23 protein-coding genes are annotated in these 26,770 nt (G+C 62.4%); 21 read left to right on the top strand and 2 right to left on the bottom strand.

Going from position 1 to position 26,770, the window contains the following annotated elements; translation table 11 throughout:
* The first annotated feature begins 363 nt into the window (after positions 1-363).
* The 3 genes from YS110_05215 (at position 364) to YS110_05205 (ending at position 6,023) form a co-directional block, all read left to right on the top strand.
* Entirely contained in the window at positions 364-3,666 is a 3,303-nt protein-coding gene (locus YS110_05215; GenBank protein ID UJB64200.1) for a hypothetical protein, read from the top strand.
* A 250-nt stretch (positions 3,667-3,916) separates the two neighbouring features.
* On the top strand, positions 3,917-4,711 hold the full coding sequence (locus YS110_05210) for an NYN domain-containing protein (protein ID UJB67355.1): 795 nt from the start codon (positions 3,917-3,919) through the stop codon (positions 4,709-4,711).
* A 265-nt stretch (positions 4,712-4,976) separates the two neighbouring features.
* Positions 4,977-6,023 (top strand): hypothetical protein, encoded by a 1,047-nt coding sequence (locus tag YS110_05205; protein UJB64199.1) that lies wholly within the window; start codon positions 4,977-4,979, stop codon positions 6,021-6,023.
* Positions 6,024-6,293: 270 nt separating this feature from the next.
* On the opposite strand, the gene YS110_05200 is transcribed toward YS110_05205, so the two are convergent.
* Positions 6,294-6,497 carry a hypothetical protein gene (locus YS110_05200; GenBank protein ID UJB64198.1) on the bottom strand — a complete coding sequence of 68 codons (204 nt, stop codon included), beginning with the start codon at positions 6,495-6,497 and terminating at the stop codon, positions 6,294-6,296.
* 697 nt (positions 6,498-7,194) lie between these two features.
* Here YS110_05200 and YS110_05195 point away from each other — a divergent pair.
* The 5 genes from YS110_05195 (at position 7,195) to YS110_05175 (ending at position 12,690) form a co-directional block, all read left to right on the top strand.
* Positions 7,195-8,022: a DUF945 domain-containing protein gene (locus tag YS110_05195; protein ID UJB64197.1), complete on the top strand. Its 828-nt coding sequence runs from the start codon at positions 7,195-7,197 to the stop codon at positions 8,020-8,022.
* A 94-nt stretch (positions 8,023-8,116) separates the two neighbouring features.
* A complete protein-coding gene (locus YS110_05190) occupies positions 8,117-10,165 on the top strand; it encodes a ParB/RepB/Spo0J family partition protein (protein UJB64196.1) in 2,049 nt (682 codons plus the stop codon).
* A 236-nt stretch (positions 10,166-10,401) separates the two neighbouring features.
* Positions 10,402-10,866, top strand: coding sequence for a thioesterase (locus YS110_05185; GenBank protein UJB64195.1), 465 nt, complete (start codon positions 10,402-10,404; stop codon positions 10,864-10,866).
* Positions 10,867-11,370: 504 nt separating this feature from the next.
* Positions 11,371-11,679 (top strand): DUF736 domain-containing protein, encoded by a 309-nt coding sequence (locus YS110_05180; GenBank protein ID UJB64194.1) that lies wholly within the window; start codon positions 11,371-11,373, stop codon positions 11,677-11,679.
* Between the two features lie 663 nt (positions 11,680-12,342).
* On the top strand, positions 12,343-12,690 hold the full coding sequence (locus YS110_05175; GenBank protein UJB64193.1) for a DUF2958 domain-containing protein: 348 nt from the start codon (positions 12,343-12,345) through the stop codon (positions 12,688-12,690).
* A gap of 96 nt (positions 12,691-12,786) precedes the next feature.
* Here the strand turns inward: YS110_05175 and YS110_05170 are convergent, their stop codons facing one another.
* Positions 12,787-13,032, bottom strand: a complete 246-nt coding sequence (locus YS110_05170) for a helix-turn-helix transcriptional regulator (GenBank protein ID UJB64192.1) — start codon at positions 13,030-13,032, stop codon at positions 12,787-12,789.
* Between the two features lie 194 nt (positions 13,033-13,226).
* Here YS110_05170 and YS110_05165 point away from each other — a divergent pair, with 194 nt between their 5' ends.
* The 13 genes from YS110_05165 (at position 13,227) to YS110_05105 (ending at position 26,716) form a co-directional block, all read left to right on the top strand.
* Positions 13,227-13,568 carry a DUF2958 domain-containing protein gene (locus tag YS110_05165; GenBank protein ID UJB64191.1) on the top strand — a complete coding sequence of 114 codons (342 nt, stop codon included), beginning with the start codon at positions 13,227-13,229 and terminating at the stop codon, positions 13,566-13,568.
* Between the two features lie 362 nt (positions 13,569-13,930).
* Positions 13,931-14,470: a DUF2285 domain-containing protein gene (locus YS110_05160; GenBank protein UJB64190.1), complete on the top strand. Its 540-nt coding sequence runs from the start codon at positions 13,931-13,933 to the stop codon at positions 14,468-14,470.
* 92 nt (positions 14,471-14,562) lie between these two features.
* Positions 14,563-14,865 carry a helix-turn-helix domain-containing protein gene (locus tag YS110_05155; GenBank protein ID UJB64189.1) on the top strand — a complete coding sequence of 101 codons (303 nt, stop codon included), beginning with the start codon at positions 14,563-14,565 and terminating at the stop codon, positions 14,863-14,865.
* Positions 14,866-14,890: 25 nt separating this feature from the next.
* A complete protein-coding gene (locus YS110_05150) occupies positions 14,891-15,895 on the top strand; it encodes a replication initiator protein A (protein UJB64188.1) in 1,005 nt (334 codons plus the stop codon).
* A gap of 155 nt (positions 15,896-16,050) precedes the next feature.
* Complete coding sequence (locus tag YS110_05145; GenBank protein UJB67354.1) at positions 16,051-16,677, top strand: AAA family ATPase; 627 nt, start codon at positions 16,051-16,053, stop codon at positions 16,675-16,677.
* On the top strand, positions 16,674-16,937 hold the full coding sequence (locus YS110_05140; GenBank protein UJB64187.1) for a chromosome partitioning protein ParB: 264 nt from the start codon (positions 16,674-16,676) through the stop codon (positions 16,935-16,937). Before YS110_05145 ends, YS110_05140 begins: the two co-directional genes overlap by 4 nt.
* On the top strand, positions 16,934-17,464 hold the full coding sequence (locus tag YS110_05135) for a DUF2840 domain-containing protein (protein UJB64186.1): 531 nt from the start codon (positions 16,934-16,936) through the stop codon (positions 17,462-17,464). Before YS110_05140 ends, YS110_05135 begins: the two co-directional genes overlap by 4 nt.
* 23 nt (positions 17,465-17,487) lie before the next feature.
* Positions 17,488-17,997: a S26 family signal peptidase gene (locus YS110_05130; protein UJB67353.1), complete on the top strand. Its 510-nt coding sequence runs from the start codon at positions 17,488-17,490 to the stop codon at positions 17,995-17,997.
* A gap of 363 nt (positions 17,998-18,360) precedes the next feature.
* Entirely contained in the window at positions 18,361-20,334 is a 1,974-nt protein-coding gene (locus YS110_05125) for a relaxase/mobilization nuclease and DUF3363 domain-containing protein (protein UJB64185.1), read from the top strand.
* Between the two features lie 379 nt (positions 20,335-20,713).
* The gene (locus YS110_05120) at positions 20,714-21,754 is read left to right on the top strand and encodes a zinc-dependent alcohol dehydrogenase family protein (protein ID UJB64184.1); all 1,041 of its coding nucleotides are present in this window, start codon (positions 20,714-20,716) and stop codon (positions 21,752-21,754) included.
* A gap of 256 nt (positions 21,755-22,010) precedes the next feature.
* Complete coding sequence (locus YS110_05115; protein ID UJB67352.1) at positions 22,011-24,002, top strand: sigma-54-dependent Fis family transcriptional regulator; 1,992 nt, start codon at positions 22,011-22,013, stop codon at positions 24,000-24,002.
* A gap of 373 nt (positions 24,003-24,375) precedes the next feature.
* Positions 24,376-26,313 carry a hydantoinase/oxoprolinase family protein gene (locus tag YS110_05110; GenBank protein ID UJB64183.1) on the top strand — a complete coding sequence of 646 codons (1,938 nt, stop codon included), beginning with the start codon at positions 24,376-24,378 and terminating at the stop codon, positions 26,311-26,313.
* Positions 26,314-26,317: 4 nt separating this feature from the next.
* Positions 26,318-26,716 carry an acetone carboxylase subunit gamma gene (locus tag YS110_05105; protein ID UJB64182.1) on the top strand — a complete coding sequence of 133 codons (399 nt, stop codon included), beginning with the start codon at positions 26,318-26,320 and terminating at the stop codon, positions 26,714-26,716.
* The last annotated feature ends 54 nt before the right edge of the window (positions 26,717-26,770 follow it).

Genomic DNA, 26,770 nt, shown 5'->3' with positions numbered 1-26,770 from the left:
CCGGGTCACATTGCGCATTTGGCGAGCGTCCGCTTTGAGGCGCACTGCCGCCGCATGAACCATCCTCATCGAGCGCCGGCAACCAGCCTGGAGCTGCCACGCCTGCGATCGGTTCTGCAGCGACTTCCGTCAATAGACCTTTTGTGTCGAACGCGTACTATCGATAACAAGAAGTCGCTCGTATATGCCCGCCAAGGGGCCACCATTTGCTATCAAATTAGCAGCATTTTGAAGAGCAAGTGCGCCGTACCGAGCTACGGAGGTAGCCTCTTTAGGATCAGGAAATCTACTGCGGTCCGCAGGCGTCGCAACGAACCGCAATGATGGTATGGCGCTTCATAGAAGTGAACAGAAAAGGAGGAGATGATGAAACACGACCAAGGTTCGGCAATCTCAGGATTAGACCTGACCATCGTCAAAGCTGACCCTAGGTTGGCGAGGATCTTGGGTGGCGATGACTTGGTTTGTGCTGTAGAGCTGTGGGTGTTACAGCTACGCGTTCGAGGTTCTATTGAGAGCCGCCTTTTGTACGGCCGCGTTTCGCCATTCGATTTCAGCAATCGTCGCTGGAGCTCTCCCGCGGAGGATCACTTCAAGGTCGTACGCGATGGGCTTTTTGCTCAATGTGCACGACTAACTCTCTACTGCTCATCGAATAACTTGCTTAGGCTCCTGGGAGCCATGACAGAAGGTTCCACCCTCGCAGATGCCAGCAAGAAAGCTGACGTTTTGATGTCTGCAGATTTTGAGGACCGTTTCGGAGCTCTGAATTTACAGCTCCCCCTTGCGGTGCGACCTTCAATGCATCTGCCTACTCGTGACTACTTCCGCTGGTCCACCAACAAGGTCAGTCCGCTTGATAGCTGTAGCGGCGACAGTGCATCGATTAGCAGCCTGGTGAAGTCCGAGCTCTTCTTGGTTGGAGGAGACGAAGACCGAGAACTCGCCAGTTTTGCTATTGACTTGCTCAGCGCAGACACAGGCCTTGAGTTTGATGGTCTTGACGCATGGCGTACCGGCGATTTGGAACTGCTGGTGCTTCCTGGTTTGACGGAGCGAGGCGGCGCTCTTGTACACCTAAACACAGTTTCCTGCGGCGTGAGCGTGCAGGTAGAGCAGCCGCTCGCTAGCGGTGCGAACAGCTTTAGGGTACACACGCGGCTTCTCAATGATGGCGCCGTCATTCACAGCACTTCAACAGTAATCCCGGCTGTTGCTACTTTCCCTTCGACGGTTAATCTCAACTGGCCGCCCGCATTAGATGCAATTCGAGATGCTTTCGTGTTAGAGATCGAAGCGCAGAACTTTCAAAATGGGACTACTTGGCTTTGCTATCAATGGGGCGCATTCCTGGTGCGTGAGATTGGCCAAACGATGCATATCACCGGCTACCGCGCGCTCTTTAAGAGCGATTGGCTATCCAAGGCGTTGCGCCCCTCACATATGAGCCGACTCGAAGAAGCGCAGCAGATTACGCGGCACACGAAAGGGACGGAGTCTGTCATTGGAGGGCGTAAAGCTGACCCTTGGGTAACTGCAAACAGGCATGTCACATCCACAGTCAAGAGCTTAGTACCTCCGATATCCAAAGGAAGGTTTTTCCTACGCTATTCCGAGGGCGAGAACACTGGTCGCCTCGAACTGGCTGAGTGGATTAAGCTTCTTCTCGCAGAGCACAGAGACAAGCACATCGCTTGGTTCGACCCCTACATGGAAGATATGGGCATCCACCTTCTGAACGCATACGGCTCGGACAGTGGGACTTACACAGTTTTCACAGGCTCAGGGCGTAGCGAGTCGACTCCGTGGTGGGAACACTTGTATGCGTGGGCGGAGGGGGGCGACCCACCCGAAGATCGCCCCGACAGGCGTATCCAGAATCTGCTGGCGGCATGCAAAGACTGGGTAAAGCGATATGGGACGATCCGCTTGAGAGTTTTTGGACTTCCACAGGAGGACCTTCATGATCGCATGGTGCTTATTCGAGACGCCCAGATGCGGCCGGTCGTGGGGTACCACTTATCGAACTCTCTACAGAAGGCAAATGAAAACTACCCGCTACTGATAACTCCTATTCCGACGGACGTTCTTCAGCGTGTGCTTGACTACTCTGACGGGATTCTGCGTTCCAGCGCCAGTCCATCAGGTGGGCGAGCGGTAAAGCTTAAGGCCCTATTCGATTCTGAGGCACAGGAGGAAGAGCTCCCTAGATACATACCAATTGATGTTCTTGGCATGGTTCGGTGCGGCGAAATCCTAGACTGGTGGCTTTCATCTTGCGACCTTACTGGGTCAGACGCTCCCACCCTAAAGGAGCAGCTCAGTATTCGTGGCCTCTTGCGTGACGGCCAACTTCGAGACAATGTGTTCGAGCACTTGCCCGCAAAAATTTGGAGGGAAGGCGTGCAGCTCTCGAACTTCAATTCAGCCTGGGACGCCCTTGGCATGGTGTTGAGCAGTACGATGGCTGGCGACACTATTTATGAAGCTCCGGATACGTCTGTTCCGCCACTGAGGGATGCGTTGGTCAAGTACCTAGACTCGGATCGTCCTGACGCTATTCAGCCTCCAGAGCGGAGGACCATGGTTGATATGACCGCCGAATTGCGAAGAAGTTTGGCCGATTTGATGAAACACGCTGCCGAACCGCAGCAAATTTTTTGTTATGACGTAACGGAAGTTTCTTGGGGCGACTATTACGCATTGAAGGTCCTTTGGGCGACAGACCCTGTCGCCTTTCTGACGTGGGTCGAAGAGGGTGCCGATGAGCGCTTCAGAGCGAACCGCCGTCGGCAATTTGGCCTAAAGTGCGCCGCTCGACTCATCTCATTTGAAGTCGCGCGGTCTTGCTCACCCCGTCAGCTCGAAGCTCTTCTGAAGAGCGCTAACGGTCTGCTTCGCTGGATTGGATACGTTGCCTTCGAGAGCATTGCGCATGATGACCCTAAGGCGTTGGCACCGAGCGGCATTACGTCTCTATTGGCTTTGGATGACCGTTTAAGTCTGCTCGGTTGGATGACAGCACGGGCAGTCCGCAGGAACGTGCCCGTACGGCAGGCACTCATACAGGAACTTCACGCATCACTGCCTGCAAAGCTAGATGACTTAGCCTTAAAACAGTTGGTCGATTCCATGCGAAATGTAGATGGGAAGGTGCATGGCTCCCCACCGTGGATGTTTGGAGAGGTCCTGTTGCATCTCGTAAACACAGGGCGGGTCGACGTAGATGTACTCGCGAAACAGTGGTTCGAAGAGTTGTTCAACATGTGGACGGAGCGTGATACGTCGAGCATCATTTTCCGGATTGATACGGAAGGGTACTTCACCGACGAAGTGGCTAGCCTTTGTGCGGTGGCATCAGTCAGTGTGAGTAATCATCTCCTCAAAAAAGTTGCTAAGGAAGTCGCAGTACATGCGCGAGTGGTGCAGCGGCCGTTCTCCGCTCAGATCAGTTGGTCTTCATACAATCAAGCTTTCGAGATGCTGCTGTGGATTTCTCGCTTCCTATGGGCTTGGCTTGAAAAGTCGTTCCGACCCAGCCAAATCGAACAGGTCTTATGTTCCGTGGAAGCGGCTTTGGCGAGAAGAACTGAAGGCGAGTGGGGTCGGAGTAGTTCTGCACAACTGCTCAGTTATCGAGAATCGAACGTCACTAGTGGCGCTTAGTGGTATTGGGCAGTCCGTCTCGCAAAAACCGAATTTTTCATGACCGACCACTGACTGCTCCTAGCGTCATCATCCATTCGAGATCAGGATTTGAACGGCTGCAGCCAGCCTGAAGGCGACGGCTGAGATCAATGGGCGCCCAATTCAAATGCGATTTCCAACCAGAGATCAGACCGAACATATTGTTTACGGGGAAGCGCTTGAAATCGGCTACCGTGTGGGGTCAAAAAAATCCTGCATGGCAATCCGGATGAATAACAGCCCCACCACAGAGACCCGCGTTGCGGTGCTGGTCGACTGCGACAACGTCTCGCCTGAAATCCTTGAACATGCGCTGCGCATGGTTGCCCAGTTTGGTCGTGTCGTGCTGCGTCGCGGCTATGGCAACCAGGCCACGCTGGCCAATAGATGGCAGGATGCCTTGGTGCGCCTGGCATTTACGCCTTGCCTGCAATACCAGTATGCGGCTGGCAAGAACACCGCTGACATCGCGCTGGCGCTGGACGCGTTGGAAGCGCTTTTCGATGCAAGGGCAGACACCTTCTGCCTGGTCACCAGCGATTCCGATTTCGCCTACCTGTGCCGCAAGCTGCGAGAGCGTGGAGCGACGGTGTGCATCGTCGGTGAGCCCAAGACGCCCGATGCGTTGCGCAACGCCAGCGACCAGTTCTTCGAATGGGTCCGTCCCGCGCCGCCGGTCGAGCAGGTCCTCGACTCTGCTCAAAAGCCCGCGGCGAAACCGGAGCCTCCACACGCCGATCAGGCCAAGCAGGAGCCTCCCAAGCTTGTGGTCAAGCGCAGGCCACGCTTTCTTGTGGAAGCCGTGGCGCTTCTTGCCAGCGATACATCGGAGGGCAAGGTGGGCCTTGGCGCCCTCGGCCAATACCTCAAGCGTACCGATCCGGCCTTCTCTCCACAGACTTACGGGCACTCCGGGTTGTTGAACATGGTGAAGACGTACGACCTGCTGGCGCCGCAGCAGGAGCCGGGAGGGCATTGGTCGGTGAGCCTGCAGCCCAAGACGGAGAGTGCCCCGGAGGCGTAGGCATCGCGCGTGTAGGGCTCTGGTCCGGGTCAGCGCTGGTGCGTTCTTTCGTGTCGTACCCGAGGAGGTGTTGGTGAAGCGTTCAGAACTTTATGGGCTGGTCTGGAAAACGCCGCTCCGGCATCTGGGACCTCAATTGGGCTTGTCGGACGTCGGCCTGTCCAAACTCTGCCGCAGGTACAACATTCCTGTGCCGCCTGTCGGCTTCTGGACCCGCCATGCGGCTGGAAAGCCCAGTCTCCCCACACCATTGCCACCGGCTGAAATGGACTCTGTGATCCCTTTGCCGGACAAGGACACAACGGCGGAGCGCTCGGAGGACGCGACGAGACTCCAGCAGGTCCGGCAAACCTTCTCACGCGCGAAAGACGGCATCGCCGTGTCGCCCATCGAAATACCGACGTCGCTCGACAATTGCCATCCGCTGGTGGCCAGGACGGCCCGCTTCTTCCAGTCCATCGAGCGTGAGGAGCAGAAGCGGGCGCGGGACAGGGAACGTGCTGCGGCTCAGGGGCGGCCTTTCTTCGGCGGCGTCACGGGACACCACATGTCGATGGGACGGTACATCACTGACGAAGGCTGCCTGCGCATCACCGCCACGACGGCCAACATTGACTGGATTCTTCGTTTCCACGAGGCGCTGCTTCGTGGACTCATCGCGGGAGGTTGCCAGGTCGTTGCCAGCGGCAAGGGCTCCCGTAACACGGTCGAGATCCGCAGGGCAGGGGGCTCGATTTGCCTGAACTTCGCCGAGCAGGCGCAAAAAATCATCAAGCCCCCGCGCAAGGGCGTCTTCTATGAGCCTGCGGAGTACAGGGCCCTCGATGCCTACAAGCTGAAGCTGGAGCGAGACTGGAGCGCCATTGCCCGCCAGTGGACGGGGACCCGGGAGCAGATGGAGAAACGCCTCCCCGAGATCACGCAGGCCCTGATCGCATTTCCTGAGGCAGAAGCGCTTCGCTCGAAGCTCGTTGCCGAGGAAGCCGCCATGCGGGCGAAGGTGCGGCAGGAAGCCGATCTCGCACGCCATATCGCGGCCGCCGCCGAAGAGGCCCGCGCCAAGCGCCGGGAAGCCCGGGCATCCCAGCTACCGCGCGCCCTTGCCGTTGGCGAGGCGCTTGGAGACTATCACCGTGTTCTGGACATGCTGTCCCGCCTGGAGGTGATCGCAGGTGACAAGTCAGAGGACGAGATCCTGCATACATGGATCGCCCTGGTGCGAGGCAGTCTCAAGGATCCCGTGCATGGGCTTGCCGACGCGTTGCGGGCCGAAGGCGGGGCGCCGGATCGGCCGCTGTGGTGGCCCGAGTGAGGTTTTCTGGGGTTTGCCTTGTGCACCTCTGCGGAACGGATCGGAGTCCAGTGCTCTCCCGTACGAGATGACCTGAGGTCCGGGCATCCGCCTGCTCCGGCGCCTGGTTGCAAGCCCTGGATGGGTTGCTCTCAGGTGACGGGGGACAGGTCTCTGCGAAGTCTGTTCCTATCGAGCCTGATGATTGACTAGCTGGTGATCGACTGTTCTTGGCTGCGCTGGTTTTTTGCTGATGTGAGGGATGCAGTGGTTCAAGGCATCCAGCGCTGCTCAGTCCTTACGGTAGCTCTCCCAGCACGCGCACCTCTTTGAGCGAGTGCTGCGTCTCGGCTTGGGATTGCCAAACCGCCTGCGCACTTCGCGTTCCAGCTCGTGCGCCATGCCGCGAGCTTCCTTTTCCCCGCGCAGCGCCCGCAGCCGCCATTCACGGGCCTGGGCCATCAGGTCTTCGTCCTGTAGTTCTTGGATTTCCATGGCAGGTGCCATTGTGCCCAGGTGAACGCTGGCCGCTATTTGTGGGGGTATGACTTCTTGCATGGAAAGAGGATGCTTGGTCTGCGCGTCTCCGGCCTATGAACAGGGCCGGCCGCGCTGTCGTGCCGTGCATCGAGCCGCCTGTGGTGTCTCGCCCCTTCCGTGCCTCCATCGTTCCCTCGCTGCGCTTGGCTGACGCCTTCGACCCGGCTCGTTGACCCGGGCCTGCGCGCTGCGCTTGCCTCCAGGGGATCGGCTGTGCAGCCCATCCCCGCCGCGCTGGGCTTGGCGCCCCTGGGATACCGCCGAACCGGCCGTGCCGGATCGGCCTTCGCGTCTGCGGCGCTGCGCGCTTCGCTTGCGTGGGGTCGGCGTGGAGATCGGGCCATTGCCTGTCCAGCCATCTTTCCTGAATCCATCACCTTGCTCGCGACTGTAGCCCGCGGCCGGGTGCCGTCAAGGCGCGCCGGGCCGTGTCCTCGGCTGCGCCTGCGGGCCGCACCCACCCTGCGCTTGTTTCCTTGACGGCACCCGGCCGCGCGCTCCTGACCGTCGCGGGCGATGAACTCAGGAAAGACGGTGGCAACGAGGCCAACCGGGTTCTTCGTGCCGACCCCACCGGAAGCCCGAAGAGGGCTCTGAATCTAGGAATCCGGTGAGGCTTTTTCAACAGCCAACTTCGTCAGGAGAAATCACCATGCAACTCGCATCCCGTTTCGCACCGCAATCACCGGTGCTGCGTTCCGAGCATCCCTTGTCGGACGACCAGATCAGGGCCGTGGCCCCGTCCATCTTCGCGCAGGCCCCGCACGGCAGCCGCTCCGAACGCTACAGCTACATCCCCACGGCCACAGTGCTGCAGGAACTGAGAGGGGAGGGCTTCCAACCCTTCATGGTCTGCCAGACCCGTGTGCGCCAGGAGGGGCGGCGCGACTTCACCAAGCACATGGTCCGGCTGCGCCACGCCAGCCAGATCAATGGCCGCGAAGCCAACGAAATCATCCTGCTCAACTCGCATGACGGGACCAGCAGCTACCAGATGCTGGCGGGCATGTTCCGCTTCGTCTGCCAGAACGGGCTGGTGTGCGGCGACACCGTGGCCGATGTGCGCGTGCCCCACAAGGGCGATGTGGCAGGGCAGGTCATCGAGGGCGCGTATGAAGTCCTGAATGGCTTCGGTCAGGCGCAGCAGTCCCGCGAATCCATGCAGGCGATCACCCTGGACGCCGGGGAGTCGGAGGTGTTTGCCCGCGCAGCCCTGACCCTCAAGTACGACGACCCGGCCAAGCCTGCGCCCATCACGGAAACGCAAATCCTGATGCCCCGCCGCACGGACGACGACCGCCGCGACCTGTGGAGCGTGTTCAACCGCACCCAAGAAAACCTCATCAAGGGCGGCCTGCGCGCCCGCGCCGCCAACGGACGCCGCCAGAGCACCCGGCCCGTGCAGGGTATCGATCAGAACCTGCGCCTGAACCGCGCCCTGTGGCTGCTGGCTGATGGCATGCGCCAGCTCAAGGCCTGAGTTCCGGCCGGAGGGGGGCTGCCCCTCCTGTCATCCCTTGTTTGTCTCGCTTCCCTTTTTTCTTTCCCTTTCTTTGACCGATAGGAGCTTCATCATGAACACCGCTACCTTTCAGGAAACCCATGCCATCGCCACGGGCAGCACCGCCATCACCATGGCGGCTTCGCAGGAACTGCTGCTGATCCCACTGTCCAAGCTGCGGCCCTCCAGCCGCAACGTGCGCAAGAGCGGCGGCACGTCGATTCCCGAACTCGCATCAAGCATCCTGCGTGTGGGCCTGCTGCAAAACCTCACCGTGGTGGCCGCGCCAGATGGCGAGCATTACGATGTGGTGGCCGGGCGCCGTCGTCTGGCTGCGCTCAAACTGCTGGTCAAGCGCCGCAAGCTGGCGAAGGACCATGAGGTTTATTGCCTGCTGGTGCAGGATGATGCGGCCCGCACCGTCAGCTTGACCGAAAACGTCCAGCGCGAGGCCATGTCGCCCATCGAAGAACTGTTCGCCTGGAAAGACCTTGTGGCCGAAGGCAGGCCCGTGGAGGACATCGCCGCCGATTTCGGTGTGACGCCGTTGGTAGTGCAGAGGCGCCTGAAGCTTGCCAACGTCTCGCCCCGGCTGCTGGTGGATTTCCAAACGCAGGCCGTGACGCTGGAGCAGTTGATGGCGCTGGCCATCACCGACGACCATGCGGCGCAGGAAGCAGCGTTTTACGATTCGCTGCAGTGGCAGCGCAGCCCCGAAGCGCTGCGCGATCACCTGACCAGCGAGGAGATTGACGCCAGCCGCGATGCGGTGGCGCACTTTGTCGGGCTGGAGGCGTACGAACAGGCAGGCGGCGGCGTCCGGCGCGATCTGTTCGCGGATGATCACAACGGCATCTTCCTGACCGATGGTGCACTGCTGGACTCCTTGGCGCGGGACAAGCTTGCCCCGCTGGCTGAACGGGTGCGCGCCGAAGGCTGGGTCTGGGTGGATGCGGCGCCGCGAGCCACCGCATCCGACCTCTACCAGTTCCAGCGGGCGCGGAGCACACGCCGGGAACCCACCAAGACCGAGGCCAAGCGCATCGCCAAGCTGGAAGACCAGCAGGCGAAGCTGCAGGAGCAACTGGACGACGAGAATGAGGACATGACCGACGAGCAGGCGCAGGCGCTGCACGACGCCATGGACGTACTTGGCAATGAACTGGAGGCCGTGGAACGCCAACTGGTCGAATACCCGGCTGCCGTGGTGGCGCTGGCCGGTGCCATCGTGTCGGTCGATTCCATGGGCGGGGTGGTGGTGCATCGTGGCCTGCTGCGGGAGGAACAGGCCAAGGCCCTGCGGGATCAGGCGCGGCAGGAGGAGGGCGGGGCGGGCGGCAACTCGGATGCCGACACCGACGAGCCAGTCAAGTCCGGAATCTCGGAGAAACTGGCCAAGCGCCTGAGCGCGCACCGCACGGCAGCGCTGCAGGCCGAGGTGGCGCGGCATCCCCACGTTGCACTGGTGGCCCTGGTGCATCGCCTTGCACTTCGGGTAATCGTGGAGAGCTATGGGGTGGGAGACTCGGCACTCAACATTTCTGCGACACCCCAGGATGGGCTTGGATTGCATGCGCCGGACATGGCCGATGCCCCCGCAGCCGTGGGCATGCGCAAGGTGCGGGAGGCGTGGGCCCACCGCCTGCCCAACGACTCGGACGCGCTGTTCGCAGAACTGCTTGCCTTCCCGCAGCAAGAGCTGCTGTCACTGCTGGCGGTGTGTGTGGCTTCCACGGTTGGTGCGCTGGCTTCACAGGAGGGAGAAATCCCTGCTGCTGCGCTGGCGCAGGCCGTGAACCTCGACATGCACGACTGGTGGACCCCGACCGCTGCAGGCTACTTCGAGCATGTCTCGAAAGCCAAGGCACTTGAAGCGGTGCAGGTGTTTGCGCCCGATCAGGTGAACCGGCTGGGCAAGCTCAAGAAGGGCGAGATTGCGAGCGAGGCCGAACGGCTGGCTGAGGGGACAGGGTGGTTGCCGGTGATGTTCAGGGGGCAGGAATCGGCTGTCGAAGTCGAAACAGAAGCGGGGCGCGAGGTCGGGGGTGATGCCGATGGCAGCGTCGATACCAGTGGCAGCGCTGATTCGGAGGTCCACGAAGACGCACACGCTGTGGCGTGAGCATGAAGCCCCGGCCGTTGAGCCGGGGCTTCTTGAATAGGCGCGACGCGCGCGGCAGGTCTGCCGCGCGCGTTGGGACTTCCGGGGCGCCAAGTCCGCTGAGCCCGGAGCGGCGCGCTACGCCAGAACTCGCTGCGGTGGGTAGGAGGAGTCTGCAGGACACGGGAGCATCGAACAGCACCGATCATCCGCAATCCTGCGCTGATCTGGCTTGTGACAATTCACCCAAACAACCCATGAACCACCAAGGCGTCAGCGAGATATTCTTTGAAGAGTCCTATACCGTACCGGCGGACCAGACGGCGAAGTCGCTGTTTGCACGGCTGCCTCACGGCAGCGGGTATGCAGAGCGGCTGATTGAATGCCTTGCCACAGGCTACCTGGTGGCGGTGATCGAATCCATCTGCATCCGGGAGATGCAGCAGCACGTCGATGCGGCTGAAGTAGTGGTGGGCCGAACGATCCGCATCGACCACCGAGGCCCGATCCCGCCGGGGTCTTCTCTGCGGCTGCGCGGATGGCTTGAACGGATGGGGGAGCGGAGCGCGACGTTCCGTGTGCAGGCCTGCGACACGAGCGAAGTCGTGTGCGAGGCCGCTGTCACGCTGGTGGCGGTGCAGCGGACTGCCATCGAGACGCGCATCGCGGCCAAGGTCGAGGCGTTGCAGCGTGGACATCGGCCGGTGGGAATGGCGCGATAGCCCGTGGATGTGGGCATGCGTCTGTACTGCCAGGACGACTTCGTGACCTTCTCCCGCAGCCGTGCGCAGGACATGCTGCAGTACCTGCCGCAACGTGAATTGCTGGGTGCTTGAGCTTCGGTGACGCCTGGCGTAAATCGCTTCGGGTGCTGTGCCGCAAGCGCTGCGTGACGGTAAGGCGGCCAGCTACCGGGGCCATGAATCCTTTCTGCACAGGATCACACCCACAGCAGCCTTGTATTTGCCGTGAATCCTGGCTCGGGCACGGCGGTGCTGCACTTCGTTTGCGCCGCCTCGGGCTTGTTCGCCGCAACCGTCCGGCCCGACAAATTTCCCCTCCGCTGCGCGGATTCCTCGCGCGGCAAATTTCTCGGGCCTCCCGGTCCTTCGCTGCGCTGCGGCCCCTGTGCTTCGCTGCGGGATGCGGCGCGCCCGACCCTCGCCCATCGGATCACGCCAAGGCCGCGATGGGCGCGACCTGGACAACCTCGAAAGGACTTCATCATGGCCAACATCGGCACCTTCACCACACAGAACGGCAGCTACACCGGCACGGTTCGCACCCTGACGCTCAACGTCAAGATCCGGCTTGTGCCCAGCGACAAGGCAAGCGAGAACGCTCCGGACTACCGCGTCGTCGCCGGCAACGGGCTGGAGATCGGCGCAGCGTGGAAGAAACTCAGCAAGGCGGAGCGCCCCTACCTGTCAGTGACCCTGGATGACCCGTCATTCCCAGCCACTCTCTATGCCCGCCTGGTCGAAGGCGAGGACGGCGGGCACAACCTGATCTGGTCGCGCAGCAAGGGCGACTGACTTCGCCCTCGGCGCCCCGCTTCGGCGGGGCGCTTTTGTCTCATGGCTTCGGTGGTGAGGGCGGTGTGCGAGTTGTTTCGCCCCGTAGTACGGAAGTACGAGAAAGCGTTCATCCGTCTTTGAGGGTTGGCGTATTTTTGGATCTGTGGATTTGCTGCTTTGCGGGTTTCCGTAGATCCGTCGTGATGGGTTTACGGAACTGGGGTTTTGCGTCAATGTGTCTTTGTGGCTTTACGGATGTGTGCGTCTCCGGCTTGGCCGGACCGCGCTGGCGTGCCGTGCACCGAGCCGCCGATAGCGTCTCGTCCCTGCGGGCTTTCATCGCTGACGCCTTCGCCCCTGCGGTGCTGCGCGCTGTGCTTGCCTCCTGGGGATCGACCTGCGGCCCATCCCCGCCGCGCTGGGCTTGGCGCCCCCTCGGATACCGCCGAACCGGCGAGGCCGGATCGGCATGGGGACTGTGTCTCCGATTAGGGCCCTACCAGGTTGGGGGGCTGGCTTGCTGTTCCCTTCACCGTATCACGCTGTTCTCGCCGTCGAGGTCTGCGCGTGCGTTGCACGCTGGCGTCCTGGCGGCCGTCTGACGAACCCTGATGGCTGCGCTGCGCCGTGCTGCTTCCGGTCTCGGGCAATCCCGCCCTGATTCCTTCCAAGGAGAAGACCATGACGAAGCTCATCACGGACGAACAACGCACACATCTGCTGGCCAACGGCCGGCAGTCTCTCGAACAAGAAAACTTCGACCCCGCTCCGGTGGTCAAGCTGTTCACCCCGGATGCTGGGGCGACCTGGCTGTTGACCGAGATGGATCCGGACGATCACGACCATGCCTTTGGGCTGTGCGACCTGGGTCTGGGCTATCCCGAGTTGGGCTGGGTCAGCCTGGCAGAACTTGCGACTGTGCGCGGCCGGCTGGGACTTCCAGTGGAACGCGACCTGCACTTCACTGCGCAGAAGCGGCTGAGTGCCTACGCGCGTGAGGCGCGTCTTGCGGGGCGGATTGTGGCGTAGCAGTCAAGGGCATCGCTTCGGTGGAGCCATTCACTGTGGAGTCGGCGGTCGCTTCGGTTCTTTGCACAAGACCGAAGCGTTCGCAATGTTCGCTTGCTAAATGCCCGCAGTGGCAAGAAGCGTGGATGGGCGAACCTCAAGAGCATCGGCGATCTTGCTCAGGTTGATCACTGCCACGTTGTGCTCACCTCTCTCGATCCCACCCATGTAGGACCTGTCAATGCCCGCGAGGTCAGCCAAGGCTTCCTGAGAAATATTGCGGGTGGCACGCGTACGTCTGATCGCATCGCCTATTGCGATGAGGATCGGGTCCTTTGCGAAAGACGGAGACGGTTTGGCCACAACCGCCACTGTCTTTGGTGACGGGAAATAACACCACGGGATAAGATACCCATAATTGCGCGCATGAACAGTTCATCAATGAGTCATCTCTTGATGCACGTGTGATGTTTGGGCATCCGCGTAACCCTTTGGGCGGCAGTCCTATTGCTTTGCTCGGGGCGTGTATTAGGATGTAACTCGCCCATACGACCACAATGACATTTCTTACATACGAGCAGCAAAGCTTGATGCAGGCCAATGACGCAGCGCGTGCGCGCGGTGAGGCATTGGATCCTCTGCCGGTCGTCAAGCTCTACACGCTGGATGCTGGGGCCGTGTGGCTGCTGACGGAGCTGGATGCCGATGGAGACCGAGCGTTCGGGCTTTGCGATGCTGGCACTGGGAGTCCCGAGCTGGGGCATGTCAGCCTCTCCGCCCTTGAGGGTGTCCGGGGTCCACGAGGCATGCGCATCGTGGCGGATCCGCATTTCAAGCCGCGCCAGACGCTCTCAGGCTACCTGGCCGACGCGCAGCGCGACGGCTCGATCAACGATTGAGGCGATCCTTTCAGGATCGCTTGGCGCGCGAGGTAGCCTCGCCGTAAAAGCGACTCTGTAACTCTTCCTGTGTGGCAGGTTCCTCCTTTCACAGGAGGATTCCATGACCCCATCCAACCCCGAAGACCTTCCCCGCGCCCCGTGGGGTGTGTCGGCCGCCTATCTCTACGTGCTGGACCTCGACGCCCCGGCGCTTGCCTGGGAGTACCTGCGACGTCATCCGGGCTACCGTTCGGATTGGACTCGTCGCAAGCGCGTGGTGTCTTTTGCCCGCTGGGGGTTGCGATGTCGCCGAAGATCCAGAGTTGGACGGACGGGTTGCGCACCCGTTGTGGCTGTCGTTATCTGATGAGCTTCTGCATGTGCGTGCCGTGCATGCGCTCGGTACGGTAACCCGCCGGTTCGATCTGTGGCGCATCCCCGGCCGCAAGCGCCTGGTGATGGACGGGCACGACCTGACGATCACCGCAGATCTCAGCGCGCTGCGTATGCGCTTGTCGCTCTCAGGCACTCTGGAGGATGGTGGTGCCTATGTGGGCGTCGTGCCGCTGACTCCGGGGCTTCGCCGTCAGCTCGACGGGTACCGCGAACAGGCACAGGTCCTGGAAGGCCATGCGCCTGAGATCCCGCCCGTGCGGTCGGCCACCCGTGCCGCTTTGCTGCACCTGCGCGCCCTGCAGGCGCTCGATGCTTCGCAAGCGGGCGCCTCCCACCGGGACATCGCCCAGGCCCTGTTCGGCCTTGAAGCCGTCGTTCTGCGCTGGAGCGAGGATGGCGAACTCCGCGCGCAGGTGCGTCACCTGCTGAGCCGGGGTGGGGCACTCATGCATGGCGGGTACCTGTCCCTGGCGGGTGTGCTGGATCCCGCTGCAAAGCCCCCCGGAGACGAACCGGTGCGCTGAATCTCTCCCTGCCCGGATCGGGCCCGATTTCCGAGACTGCCTCCATCGGGCCGCGAATGGTTTGCGGCCCATCGACAGCGATGGAGTCCGTCATGGCCGTTGGCAGTTCTTTCCCGTCCCGCACAGCCGTAGCGGCTGCGCCGCAGCCCGCTACCGCGGCTGTCCCTGCAGCTCCTGCAAACCCTGAGTTCCTGACCACCGAAGAAGCGGGCGCCTTCCTGCGGCTTTCGCCGCGCACCTTGGAGAAGCAGCGCGTTCTGGGTGGAGGCCCGCGCTTCCGCAAGTTCGGCGCACGCGTGGTCTACGCGGCCACTGACCTGCGCGCCTGGGCCGATGGCCGTGCCTACGGCATGACCTCGGACCCCGGCTACGTGCAGCGCGACTCCGTTCGTTGATTGGCTCGGACGGGGAGCACTACCGATGTCGAAGCGCCCGAACGAACGCGAGCAGCTGTCGCTGTTCCGCGCGCTGCCGGGCAGCGATATGGCGCTGCGCGACGCGCAGGACCTGATGGCCTATCCGTTCTTCTCGCTTGCCAAGTCGCCGCGCATTGTGCCGATCCGATTTGAAGCGGGGGGTATTTCTCTCACGGTGGAGGGGGTGCCCGAGCACGGCATCGCCACCATCTGGGACGCCGATGTGCTGATCTGGGCCGCGAGCCAGATCATTCAGGCCAAGAAGGAAGGCATTGCGCCTTCGCGCCTGATGGTGGCCACGCCCTACGAGATCCTGCGTTTTGCACAGAGAGGTACGGGCCGCAGCGACTACCTGGCGCTGCGCGCTGCACTGGACCGGTTGCAGTCCACCACCGTCGCCACGACGCTGCGCCAGCGCGAGCGCCCGAATGGCGCCATGCGCGTGCACCGCTTCTCCTGGATCAACGAGTGGAAGGAGTATGTCCAGCCCGGGGGGCGTTCCGACGGCATCGAACTCATTCTGGCCGACTGGTTCTTTACCGGCGTGATGGACGAGGGGCTGGTGCTCACGCTCGATCCGACGTATTTCCGGCTTTCCGGGGGCATTGAGCGCTGGCTGTACCGGCTGGTGCGAAAGCACGGTGGCCGGCAACAGGCGGGCTGGCGCTTCGACATGCGCCACCTGCACCTGAAGTCGGGAAGCCTGCAGCGCCCCTCCGACTTTGCCATCCAGGTACGCCACCTGGCACGGCGCCAGGCGCTGCCGGGTTATTGGCTGTCCATTGAACGCAGTGGCGGCATCGAGTGGCTGGTTTTCCTGCCCGATCCGGACAACCGGCCCCGGAGCCACTTGTCCACAGATTCTGTTGAAGAACCTGTGGATGGTTTGGGGACGGGCTCGGTGGATCGCCCGCACGGCCCTCGGGGGATCACCCGCAGAAGTATCGGTGGATCGCCCGCACCGATCGCCCGCAAAACCACGCCCAGCAACGGTTTTGGCACTCCCTAAACATCTAAAGGGATACATAAATGGAAGTCACGCACGCGCGAACAGCAGCTGCTCAAAATTTGAGCAATGGTTCTGCGATGGCAAATCAGGCAGGTCCAAAACTCCAGAGCCTTTCACCAGAAAAGCAGGGCACCAGCCCTGGCAAGGTCGTCGCCCTGCTCAACCAGAAGGGTGGGGCAGGGAAGACCACGCTTGCCACGCACCTGGCGGGCGAGTTGGCCCTGCAAGGCAACCGCGTCACGCTGCTCGATGCCGACCCGCAGGGGTCAGCCCTCGACTGGGCGCAACGGCGGCTCCAGAGCGGCCAGGAGCGGCTGTACGGGGTGTTCGGGCTGGCGCGGGACTCCTTGCACCAGGAAGCCCCGCAAATCGCCCTGCAGGCTGATTTTGTGGTCATTGACGGACCGCCAAGGGTCGCAGCGCTTGCGCGCTCCGCGCTGCTGGCTGCCGACCTGGTGCTGATACCCGTGCAGCCGAGCGCCTACGACGTGTGGGCGAGTCATGAGATGGTGCAGCTCATCGCGGAGGCTCGGGTGTTCCGGCCGCAGCTGCGCGCGGCCTTTGTGATCAACCGGCGCGTGGTGGGGACGGTGATCGGGCGCGAAGCGCGTGCAGCGCTCGCGGACCAACCGTTCACCGCGTTGGAGACCGAGGTCTCGCAGCGCATCGTGTTTGCTGACAGCGTGGCTGCAGGGCAGCTGGCATGTGAAGTGGCGCCGCATTGCGCGGCCGCGCGTGAGATTGTGGCGCTCGCGCAGGCCGTGCAGGAGGTGCTGCGATGACCATCCCCCAGCCAGCGGCGAAGCTGCACCGGGCGCCGATCGGACGCAGGCCCGGTGCGGATCCTGCATCAACCTGGGTGCGGCAGGCGGATGCTCCCGAGATCCCCGCCAAGGCCTCCATCTACACCGCGCGGCTCACCATCGATGTGACGCCGACGCTGCGCGGGCGCATCAAGGTTGTGGCGTTCCGGCGCTGCATCACAGCCGCGGACATGCTGCGCGAGCTGCTGGAGCGCGAGTATCCGGAGGACGGGGCATGATGGCGCCGGGATCCCATCTGGCGTCAGCCATTCGGCAGGCTCCGCTGCAGGCGATGGTGCCGCAGCGCCCCACCCGCATGCGCGTTTCTCTCGCATTCGTCGAGGATCGGGTGAACGTCTGGCTGCGGTTTGGCCAGCCGACGGTGGAGATCGTGCTGGACCGTTGGCGGCGCGTTGCGATGTTCGTGCCTGGCACCGTCTGCTGCCGCGTGAAGTGGATCGGCAATATCTCTGGTAATGCGCTCTGGCAGCTTCTGGTGATGCAGGCGCCGACACCCTTTGAGGACGCGCAGCGCGTGGCGGGTGTGCTGCCGGGTGCGCGCGTTCTGCTGCGTGCTGATGGCGAAGTGCAGGTCAAGGCGGTGCTGGTGGTGATCGATGCCATCGAGGCGCTGCGTATCGATCCCTGCACTGTGGCTGCTAGCTACTGGCGCAAGGTGGGCCATCGGCTTGGTGCAGGCTTGCCGCTGCCGGTCTACACCGCCGAGCGGCACGTCTCCCACCTGGCGGTAGGAGGTGGGGAATGACGCAGCCCGCCGTACCGCTTCCCATGCTGCTGGCCGGCATGGCGACCGCCGTGGCCCTCGTGGTCGGGCCGATGCTGGTGCCGATGGCGCATCGGCTCGTCTACAACCCGAGCGCCAGCGTGGCGCCCGGCTGGTACCGCATTGAGCGCATGGGGCGCGCGGACTCCTTGCATGTGGGCAGCACCGTGCTGGTCCGGCTTCCCGCCGATGTGGCCGCGCTGGCGGCACAGCGCGGCTACCTGCCCATCGGGGTGCCGATCCTCAAGCGTGTCGGCGCGTTGGCGCCGCAATCGGTGTGCGTGCGCGAGCAGACGGTGCGCATCGACGGTGCCGCGGTGACGGGCGTGCGGCTGCAGGATGGCATGGTCCGCCCGCTGCAAGCCTGGGGACAGTGCAGGGCTCTTGTGCGGGGGGAGGTTTTCCTGTTGAGCGATACCCATCCGGCGTCGTTCGACAGCCGGTACTTTGGGCCAATCCAGGTGTCGGCCGTACTCGGCATTGCGCACCCGGTATGGACCTGGAGTGCACCATGAAGCATCCTTTCCGGCGCCAATGGGAGGCAATGGACGCGGCACTCGCACCGCAGTCGGCGGTGCAATGTGGAGGCCGTGAGCCCGCAGCATTTGCGCCGCAGCTTGGGCCGCCGTGGTGGTTCCATGGCGGGTGTGCAAGGCCGGCAGTGGGTGGGAGTTGGGAGCCAATGCGGGGTACGCAGACGGAGGGCAAGATAAAAGGACCGGCACGCTTGTGCTCGCCAAGCCAGTCTGCACGTGGGTTGGGCACGGCACCAGGCCGGGTGCATGCAGTGCCGTGCCGGGGCAGGATCCGGCCCGCTCCGGGTGCTTGGCGCGAGCCGTTCCCGATCCCTTGCGCTCAGGCGCGCTGGAGTGGGCATCATGGCCGCGCGTAAGGATGGACCGGAGGAGGGGCGGTTCAGGGTCCGGCCGGGCGCGCCGAAGTCGCGTCCTGGACCACGGTCGCCGCGCCTGATCAGCCAGGTGCTGAAGGAGGTTTCCAGGGCTGGAGCCAAGGCGTCGGGGAAGCAGGGCATGCGTCCTGCGTCCACGTTTGGCCGGGGGTGCGTGGCGGCTGGCATCGCGGGCCAGGGACTGGGTAGGAACGCACGGCGTGTGGTCATCAAGTCACGCTTTGTTGTGCTCAAGAAAGCGGGCGCTCGATCGGTTTCCACCCACCTGCGGTACATCGAACGCGACGGTACGACCCGTGATGGGCAGAAGGGGCAGGCTTACGGGCCGGACACGGACACCGCAGACCTGCAGGCGTTCGAGAAGCGGGGCCAAGGGGACCGCCATCAGTTCCGCTTCATCGTGTCAGTGGAGGATGCCGGGGAGCTTGAAGACCTGCGCGATTACACGCGCATGCTGATGGCGCGCATGGCTGTCGATCTGGAAACCCGCCTGGACTGGGTGGCCGTGGACCACTGGGATACGGACAACCCGCACACCCATGTCGTGCTGCGCGGGCGTTCGGGCGAGGGCAGGGGAGCGGACCTGGTCATCGCGCCCGACTACATGGCCCATGGCATGCGTCGGCGTGCCTGCGAGCTGGCGACGGAATGGCTGGGACCGCGCACCGAACTGGAGATGCGGCAGAGCCAGCAGCGCGAAGTGGACCAGCAGCGATGGACAGGGCTGGATCGGCAACTGCAGCGCCAGGCTGTGGAGGATGTTGTGGATCTGACGGAGCGCCCGGGCAGCATTCAAGGACCTATGGGAACGCAGCGCCTCAACTTGCTACGCGCCCGGTTGCAGCGCCTTGAAGCCATGGCACTTGCCGAGCGCCTTGATGCCCACCGGTGGCGCCTGGCGCCTCGGATGGAGCAGACGCTCATGGCCATGGGGGAGCGCGGCGACATCCTGCGCACCATGCACCGGGCGATGAAGGGAGAGCAGAGGGAACTGGTGACCGATGTGCAGGTGGATGTGCCCGTGGTGGGGCGCATTGCGGCCAAGGGGCTGGATGGCGAACTGCACGATCGGCCCTACTTGGTAGTCGATGGTATCGACGGCCGGGCGCACTATCTCCGGCTGCAAGCCAACACCGATCTGGCGGAGCTACCGGTTGGCGGCATCGTCGAAGGCAAACCACAGGTACTGGAGCGTGCTGTGGACCGCACGGTCCTGAACCTGGCCCAGGAGGGGATCTACACCACGGCCCATCATCGCGCGCAGCTCCTGCAGGCAGGAGATCGGGATCCACAGGCAACGGTCGAAGTCCACGTGCGTCGGCTGGAGGCGCTACGCCGCAAGGGGATCGTGGAACGCGTGGCCGATGGCGTCTGGGCCGTGCCACCGGACTTGCTGCAGAGGGTCCGACAGCATGGTGCGCAGAAGGACGCGGGGCATGTTGTCGAACTGCGCTCGCACCTGCCCCTGGAGCAGCAGATCCAGGCTGTGGGATCCACCTGGCTGGACCGGGCGCTGGTGGTGAGCGGCTTAACCCAGCCAGTAGCTCAAGGGTTCGGGGCGCAGGTGCGGGAGGCGATGTCGCAGCGCGTGGATTTCCTGGTGGGGGAGGGTCTGGCCGAGCGCAGGGGGCAGCGCTTTGTCCTGGTCGGCAGCCTGCTCGCGACCTTGCGTGACCGCGAACTGGCGGTGGTGGGACAACGGCTGCAGCAGGAGACCGGAAGGACGTGGCGACCGGTGCGGGATGGCGAAACCATCAGTGGTGTATATCGGCAGTCCATTCAAGTGGTGAGCGGGCGGTTTGCGATGCTGGACGATGGGATGGGGTTTAGTCTTGTGCCTTGGCGACCAGTGATCGGGCTGCAACTCGGTAAGCAGCTTTGTGCTGTGTCGAAGGGGGGCTTGGTGAACTGGGAGTTTGGAGTGTCCCGTGGTGTTTCGTGATGGTGAAGAATTGTCACCGTCGAATCAAGCAAGCTCGGCGGTTCTGGATTTGCCAGATCAATTAACGGCCAACTTTAAGACGTTCGATATCAAATCGATGTCGCAATTTGAGTCGCACACCGAATGTGTATTGCCCTCGAAGGGCCGAATCTTCGCTAAACACAAGCAACTGACCATGCTGCTCTGTCTCGTTACCTTGGCTTGAAGTTTGCTAACTGTGACTCGCGCAGATAGCTGCGCGTCAAGCTCAACGCCAATTTTCAGGCGTTGCCCACAAGAGAAGACAAGAACCCCGACTGCGCTGATGTGTTGCTGGACATGCGATCAATGGGACCGCGCGGGATCGTTCACGTCTCTCGTACACAAGGAGCAAACCAGCATGAAAGCACTCGTATACGGCGGCCCTGGCAAGAAGTCCGTCATGGACGTACCGAAACCGGAGGTTGAGAACGTCACTGACGCCGTGGTCAAGATTCTTCACACCACGATCTGCGGCACCGACCTGCACATTCTCAAAGGCGATGTGCCCACTTGTCAGCCAGGGACGGTGCTGGGGCATGAGGGGGTGGGGGTGATTGAGTCCCTGGGCTCCGCCGTGTCGAACTTCAAGGTGGGCGACCACGTGCTGATCTCCTGCATCAGCAGTTGTGGGCGCTGCGAATATTGCCGCCGCAGCATGTATTCGCATTGCACGTCTGGTGGCTGGTTGTTGGGTCACACCCTCCATGGGACTCAGGCTGAGTACGTTCGCGTACCTCATGCCGACACCAGCATGTACCCGGTGCCTCAAGGCGCCGATGAAGCGTCGCTGGTCATGTTGAGCGACATCCTGCCCACCGGCTTCGAGTGTGGCGTGCTCAACGGCAAGGTGGCACCAGGTGGCACTGTGGCCATTGTGGGTGCTGGCCCGGTGGGGCTGGCGGCCTTGCTGACGGCGCAGTTCTATTCGCCGGCACGCATCATCATGGTGGATCTCGACGATGGCCGCCTGGAAATGGCCACCCGATTCGGCGCCACCGACGTGGTGAACAGTGGTCGTGAGTCGGCCGCCGAGGCGGTGAAACGCTTGACGGAGGGTGTGGGCGTGGATACCGCGATCGAGGCAGTGGGCATTCCTGCAACCTTTGGCATTTGCCAGGAGATCGTGGCGCCGGGAGGTGTGATCGCCAACGTGGGCGTGCATGGCAGCAAGGTCGACCTGCACCTCGAAACGCTCTGGATGCAGAACATCTCCATCACCACCCGACTGGTCGACACGCAGACCACATCGATGCTGCTCAAAACCGTGGTGGCCAAGAAGCTTGACCCCTCCGGTCTGATCACCCACCGCTTCACCCTGAACCAGATGATGGAGGCTTACGACACTTTCGCCAGAGCGGCCCAAACCAAGGCGCTCAAGGTGGTGATTTCTGCGGGATGAGGTCGTTGTGATCATGAGTTGATCGTCCGATAATCGAACGCCGTCCGACCGATTCCGGGTCGGACTGACCCAGGTGATCTGGCCCGGGGGCAGGCTGCCATGAGCATGCGTGGCGGTGTGGCTCTCGGGCTTTTGTGCTTGGAGCGAATATTGCTTCGAGGGTTGTCCGACGCTTTGAGCAGCCAGCCTGGGCGAACCGGCAAGAAAACACAAGCGCGACCACGCGCAGGAGACAAGCATGCCCAATGCAGAACAGATGTTCTCGCGGCCCGAGAACGACCGGCGCGTGATGCTGGCCTGGGAACGATTCCAGCAGGATCCATCGGCCGACCCCAGTGGCCTGCGTTCGTTGATCGACGATTCCTGGCGCCGCTGTCAGCTCGCCAGCGTGGATCCGGGGCAGTTGCAGGCGCCCATCACTATTTCGGGCGGCAAGCTCTACCAGTTGCGCGACCAATGTGCAGAGTTGCTGGGTGCCAGCACGCCAGTGATGGCACAAGCGCGCACCTTTCTTTCCGAGACCGGTACGGTGATGGTGTTGACTGACACCCATGGCACCGTGCTGAGCATGGAGGGTGACCTGCGCACGCTGGGCGCGGCAGAAAGCGTGCACCTACTCGCTGGCGCCAACTGGAGCGAAGGCGCCTCCGGAACCAACGCGATCGGTACCACGCTGTCGGTTGGGCAACCGGTGCAGATCCACTCGGCCGAACACTATTGCGAGGGCATCAAGCGCTGGTCATGCTCGGCCACCGTGATCCGGGACTCGCTGGATGGGACGCCGCTGGGTTCGATTGATGTCTCGGGGCTCACGGGCTCGTACAGCCGACACACCCTGGCGCTGGTGGTGTCCACCGCTGCGCGCATCGAAAGCCGGCTGGCGCAGACGGAGCTGGACCTGCGCTACGGCCTGCTGGAGGCCTGCGTGCACCTGATGAACGATCAGAACAGCGATGGCGTCATCCTGTTTGACCGCCGCGGCCGAGCGATCAAGGCCAACCACCAGGCCGCCGAGATGCTGATCGAACTGGAGCGCGCTAACATTGGCCTGTCCGGTTTGCGCCTGCCCGACATCCGTATTACCGGTGACGACCAGTCGTTGGTGCTGCCTCAGTGGGCGCAGCGCGACCACCTGGAGCCGGTGCTGGTGGATGGCAAGCAGGTCGGTGCTTTGTTGACGATGCCCAATCGGCAACGGACAAAAAGTGTATTTGTCTCGCTGCCGTCGATGTCGATTGAGGACCTGGACACGTCGTTTGAGCGGGTGGTTGGTGTATCGGCCGCCATCCGGAGCACGGTCTCTCGGGCGCGCCAGTTGGCCAAGTCGCGGGTCCCTGTGCTGCTGACCGGGGAGACCGGCGTCGGCAAGGAGGTTTTCGCACGCGGTATTCATGAAGCCCATTCGAATCCCGGTGCGCCGTTCGTGGCGCTCAACTGTGGTGGTTTTTCGCGCGAGCTGCTGAGCAGCGAGCTGTTCGGTCACGCCGAGGGTTCGTTCACCGGTGCCAAGCGTGGCGGCATGATCGGCAAGATCGAAGCCGCCAATGGCGGCACCTTGTTTCTCGACGAGATCGGTGAGATGCCGATGGATCTGCAGCCCAACTTCTTGCGTGTGCTGGAGGAAGGCGAGGTGTACCGGCTGGGTGAGAACAAACCTCGAAAAGTGAGTTTCCGCCTGGTCGCGGCGACCCACCGGGATTTGCGCAAGGAAATCCGCGACGGCAACTTCCGCATGGACCTGTTCTACCGCATCGCGGTGACCAGCATCCACATTCCACCGTTGCGTGAACGTCAGGAAGACATTCCGCTGCTCTTCCAGCACTACGTCAAACAGCTGTCAAAGCAGCACGGGCTGGGCGTGAAGGAGATGAGACCCGGCGTCATGAACGCCTTGCAACGGTATGGTTGGCCGGGCAATGTGCGCGAGTTCCGCAACGCGGTCGAGAGCATGTTGCTGACCGCCCCTGGCTCAGTGATCACCGAAGGGGATCTGCCCCCGGAATTTCTGCACATGGCACACGTGGCGGCACAGCCCGCGGTCGATGGCGAGCCGCATGCACGCGACCTGACACGCCTGGAAGCAGCCGAGCGGGAAGCCTTGGTTGACGCGATGCGCCAGTGTCTGGGCAACCTGACGGCTGTAGCGCGTCACCTGGGCATTGCCAAGAGCACCGTGTACCTCAAGCTCAAGCGATTCGGACTCGAATCGCTGGTGGACGAACTGCGCGGGCAGTCCGCCTTGTCCTGAACATGAATCGATCGAGCGCGCCGAACGGCTGATTCTTCACCTCCCTTGCCCGGCGCAAAGAGGCCCGGCCGTCCAGCGTTTGACCTTTTGCGAGGCAGCGCCAGACAGCCGGGTCTTCGTTTTTAGGGGGCTGAATTGTTGCGACGCACCACGTCCGCCGTAGCACGGTTGTCCGACTTGAAATCGGACGGTGCCGCTTGGGGATGATTCTTGAAATTCTAAGAATATCCTTTTAAATCAATAACTTAAGCATTTCGTATTTCTTCTCCAGATCTGGCACGGCTCTCGCAATAAGACTTGCGCGAAATTCGACCAGGCCTCTGCGGCCAGCGGTGACGAGGATCGTTCGATCAACACTAGGAGATGACACGACATGGCATTGCAAATCAACATAGATAACGGTGGGACCCTGACCGATATCTGCATATTGGATGACACAGGGGTCCGAAAAACCAAGGTGCTGACCACGCCGTACGACTTGAGCAAGTGCTTCTTTGAAGGCCTGCAAAAAGCGTCCGGTGTGATCTACGGCCAGACGGATGTGAAGCGGCTTCTCGAAGAAGTCGATCTGATCCGTTACTCAACGACGCAGGGCACCAACGCGATCTGCGAGCGCAAGGGGCCTCGCCTGGGTCTGATCATCGACGCCCAGTCGCGTGACCTACCAGTGCGCCTGGCTGAGCACGATCCGGAAGTGTTCGATGTGTTGGTGGGCGACCGTGTGGTGTTCCTGGACTCTGCGACCGTGATGGGCGATACCGCCGAGGTAGACGTGGTGAAGGCGATCAACCACCTCACGGCCACCGGCGCCAATCGGCTGGTGGTGAGCTTCGATGGTGACGACTTCTTGGCGGTGGAAGACCGTTTCAAGAAAATCGCTCTGCGCAAGTACCCACGGCACCTGCTGGGGGCCGTCCCCATCCTGTACGGGAGCGACTTGACGGCCGACCAGGATGTCGTGCGGCGCACGTGGACTGCGGTGATCAATTCCTTCCTGCACCCCGCCATGGAGGCCTTCCTGTTCAACGCAGAGGGCCGGCTGCGCGAGTACCGGACTAAGAACCCGCTGCTGATCTTTCGCAACGACGGTGACGCCTCCCGCGTGGCCAAGACGGTGGCGATCAACACCTACAGTTCGGGTCCGCGCGGTGGCATGGAAGGCGTCAAGGCCTTCTCCAGGCTGTATGGATTCACCGACAGCGTTTCCATCGATGTGGGCGGCACCACGACCGACATCGGTCAATACCTCAACGGCACGGTGGCCGAGGTGCGGCGCGGTCACGTGGAGGGGATCAGCGTGTCTATTCCCCTGTGCGAAATCATGAGTGCCGGTGCCGGCGGGAGCTCGATCTTCCGCGTTGTGAACAACCACATCACCATCGGGCCGGACAGTGTGGGCGCTGTGCCCGGGCCGGCCTGCTTCGGCCGTGGCGGCAAGGAAGCAACCATCACCGACGCGGGTTTGCTGTGCGGTCTGTTCGATCCGAAGTCCTACTTCGGTGGCGGCATGACGCTGGACGTCGAGCGCGCCACCAATGCAGTGACCACCAACATCGCCGAACCCCTGCGACTGAAGCTGGACGATGCCTTGCTGCAGATGGAGCTCGCCTACGAGGAAAAGATTGCCGTGGAGCTGCACCGCTTCACCAAGATTTCCAAAGACACCGTAATGCTGGCCTTTGGTGGTGCAGGACCACTCAACGCCTGCGGTGTAGCCGAGAAAGCGGGCATCGACCAAGTGGCTATTCCACAGATGGCAGCCGTTTTCAGCGCCTACGGCATTGGCTCCTGCGATGTGTCGCAGCGCTACACCGTGATGCTGGAGCAGCACGACACGGCCAGTCTGAAGGACGCGCTGGATGCGTTGAAAGTGAAAGCCTCGCGCGACATGTACGCCGAAGGCTACGAAGCTGGCAACTACGCCATGGAGGCGCGCCTGGTGGCGGATTTCGGCAACGGCAGGGAAGAGATCCAGACCCTGGACGATGAACCGGTGTTCCCGGCCGCCTTTGACAAGGCGGGCACGGTCGAACTGGAACTCAAAGCCGTGAAGGCCTTGCGCACCGAAGGCGCCAAGAAGGCGAGTTTTACCCGGGGTAAGCCGGCGGTCTCTGTGGGCGTTCGCAACGTGCTGACCCGAAGCAAGGGTCGCGTCGATGTGCCGGTCTACCAGCTAGCTCAACTCCAGAAGGGTGACTGGGCGATAGGTCCGGCCATTCTCGAAGAAGACTTTTTCACCTGCCGTGTGCTCGATGGCTGGGCCTTTGTGGTCAGCGATGCCGGCGATGTTTTGCTCAACCGGAAGGGCTGATCCCATGAAAGTTCTGATGACCGAATACCTCCAGATCGACCTGGAGACCGAAAACTGGGAGTGCCGCGTCTGCGGTCACGTGATTGGCTCGGCCCACGAGGCCTACAAGGAAGGCCTGCTGGTGCACAACCGCGATCCGCGCGACATCCACCCGCCCATCATTGACCCGGAAAAGTATCGATTCACCTTCAGCCCAGACCCCGAGTGGGTTCGCATTCTGGAGTACTGCTGCCCCGGTTGCGGCACCCAGGTCGAAACCGAATACGCCGTCCCGGGCCACCCGCCGCTGCACGACATGCAGCCGGACCTGCCGGCGCTCAAGGCCCAGTGGGCCCGACGCGGTGAGCTGAAGGAAGCCGTGGTCGGTCAGGCAGTGGCCATGGAGTCGGGCCACAAGCACTGACACGCAGCCAGTGACGGTGTCCGCACCGTCCAGACAAGAAGAACCCGACCGGCT

The organism is Acidovorax sp. YS12, from assembly GCA_021496925.1.
Classification (GTDB): Bacteria; Pseudomonadota; Gammaproteobacteria; order Burkholderiales; family Burkholderiaceae_C; genus Paenacidovorax.
Note: the sequence above shows the minus strand (reverse complement) of the source record. Positions and strands in the feature narration are given on the sequence as shown.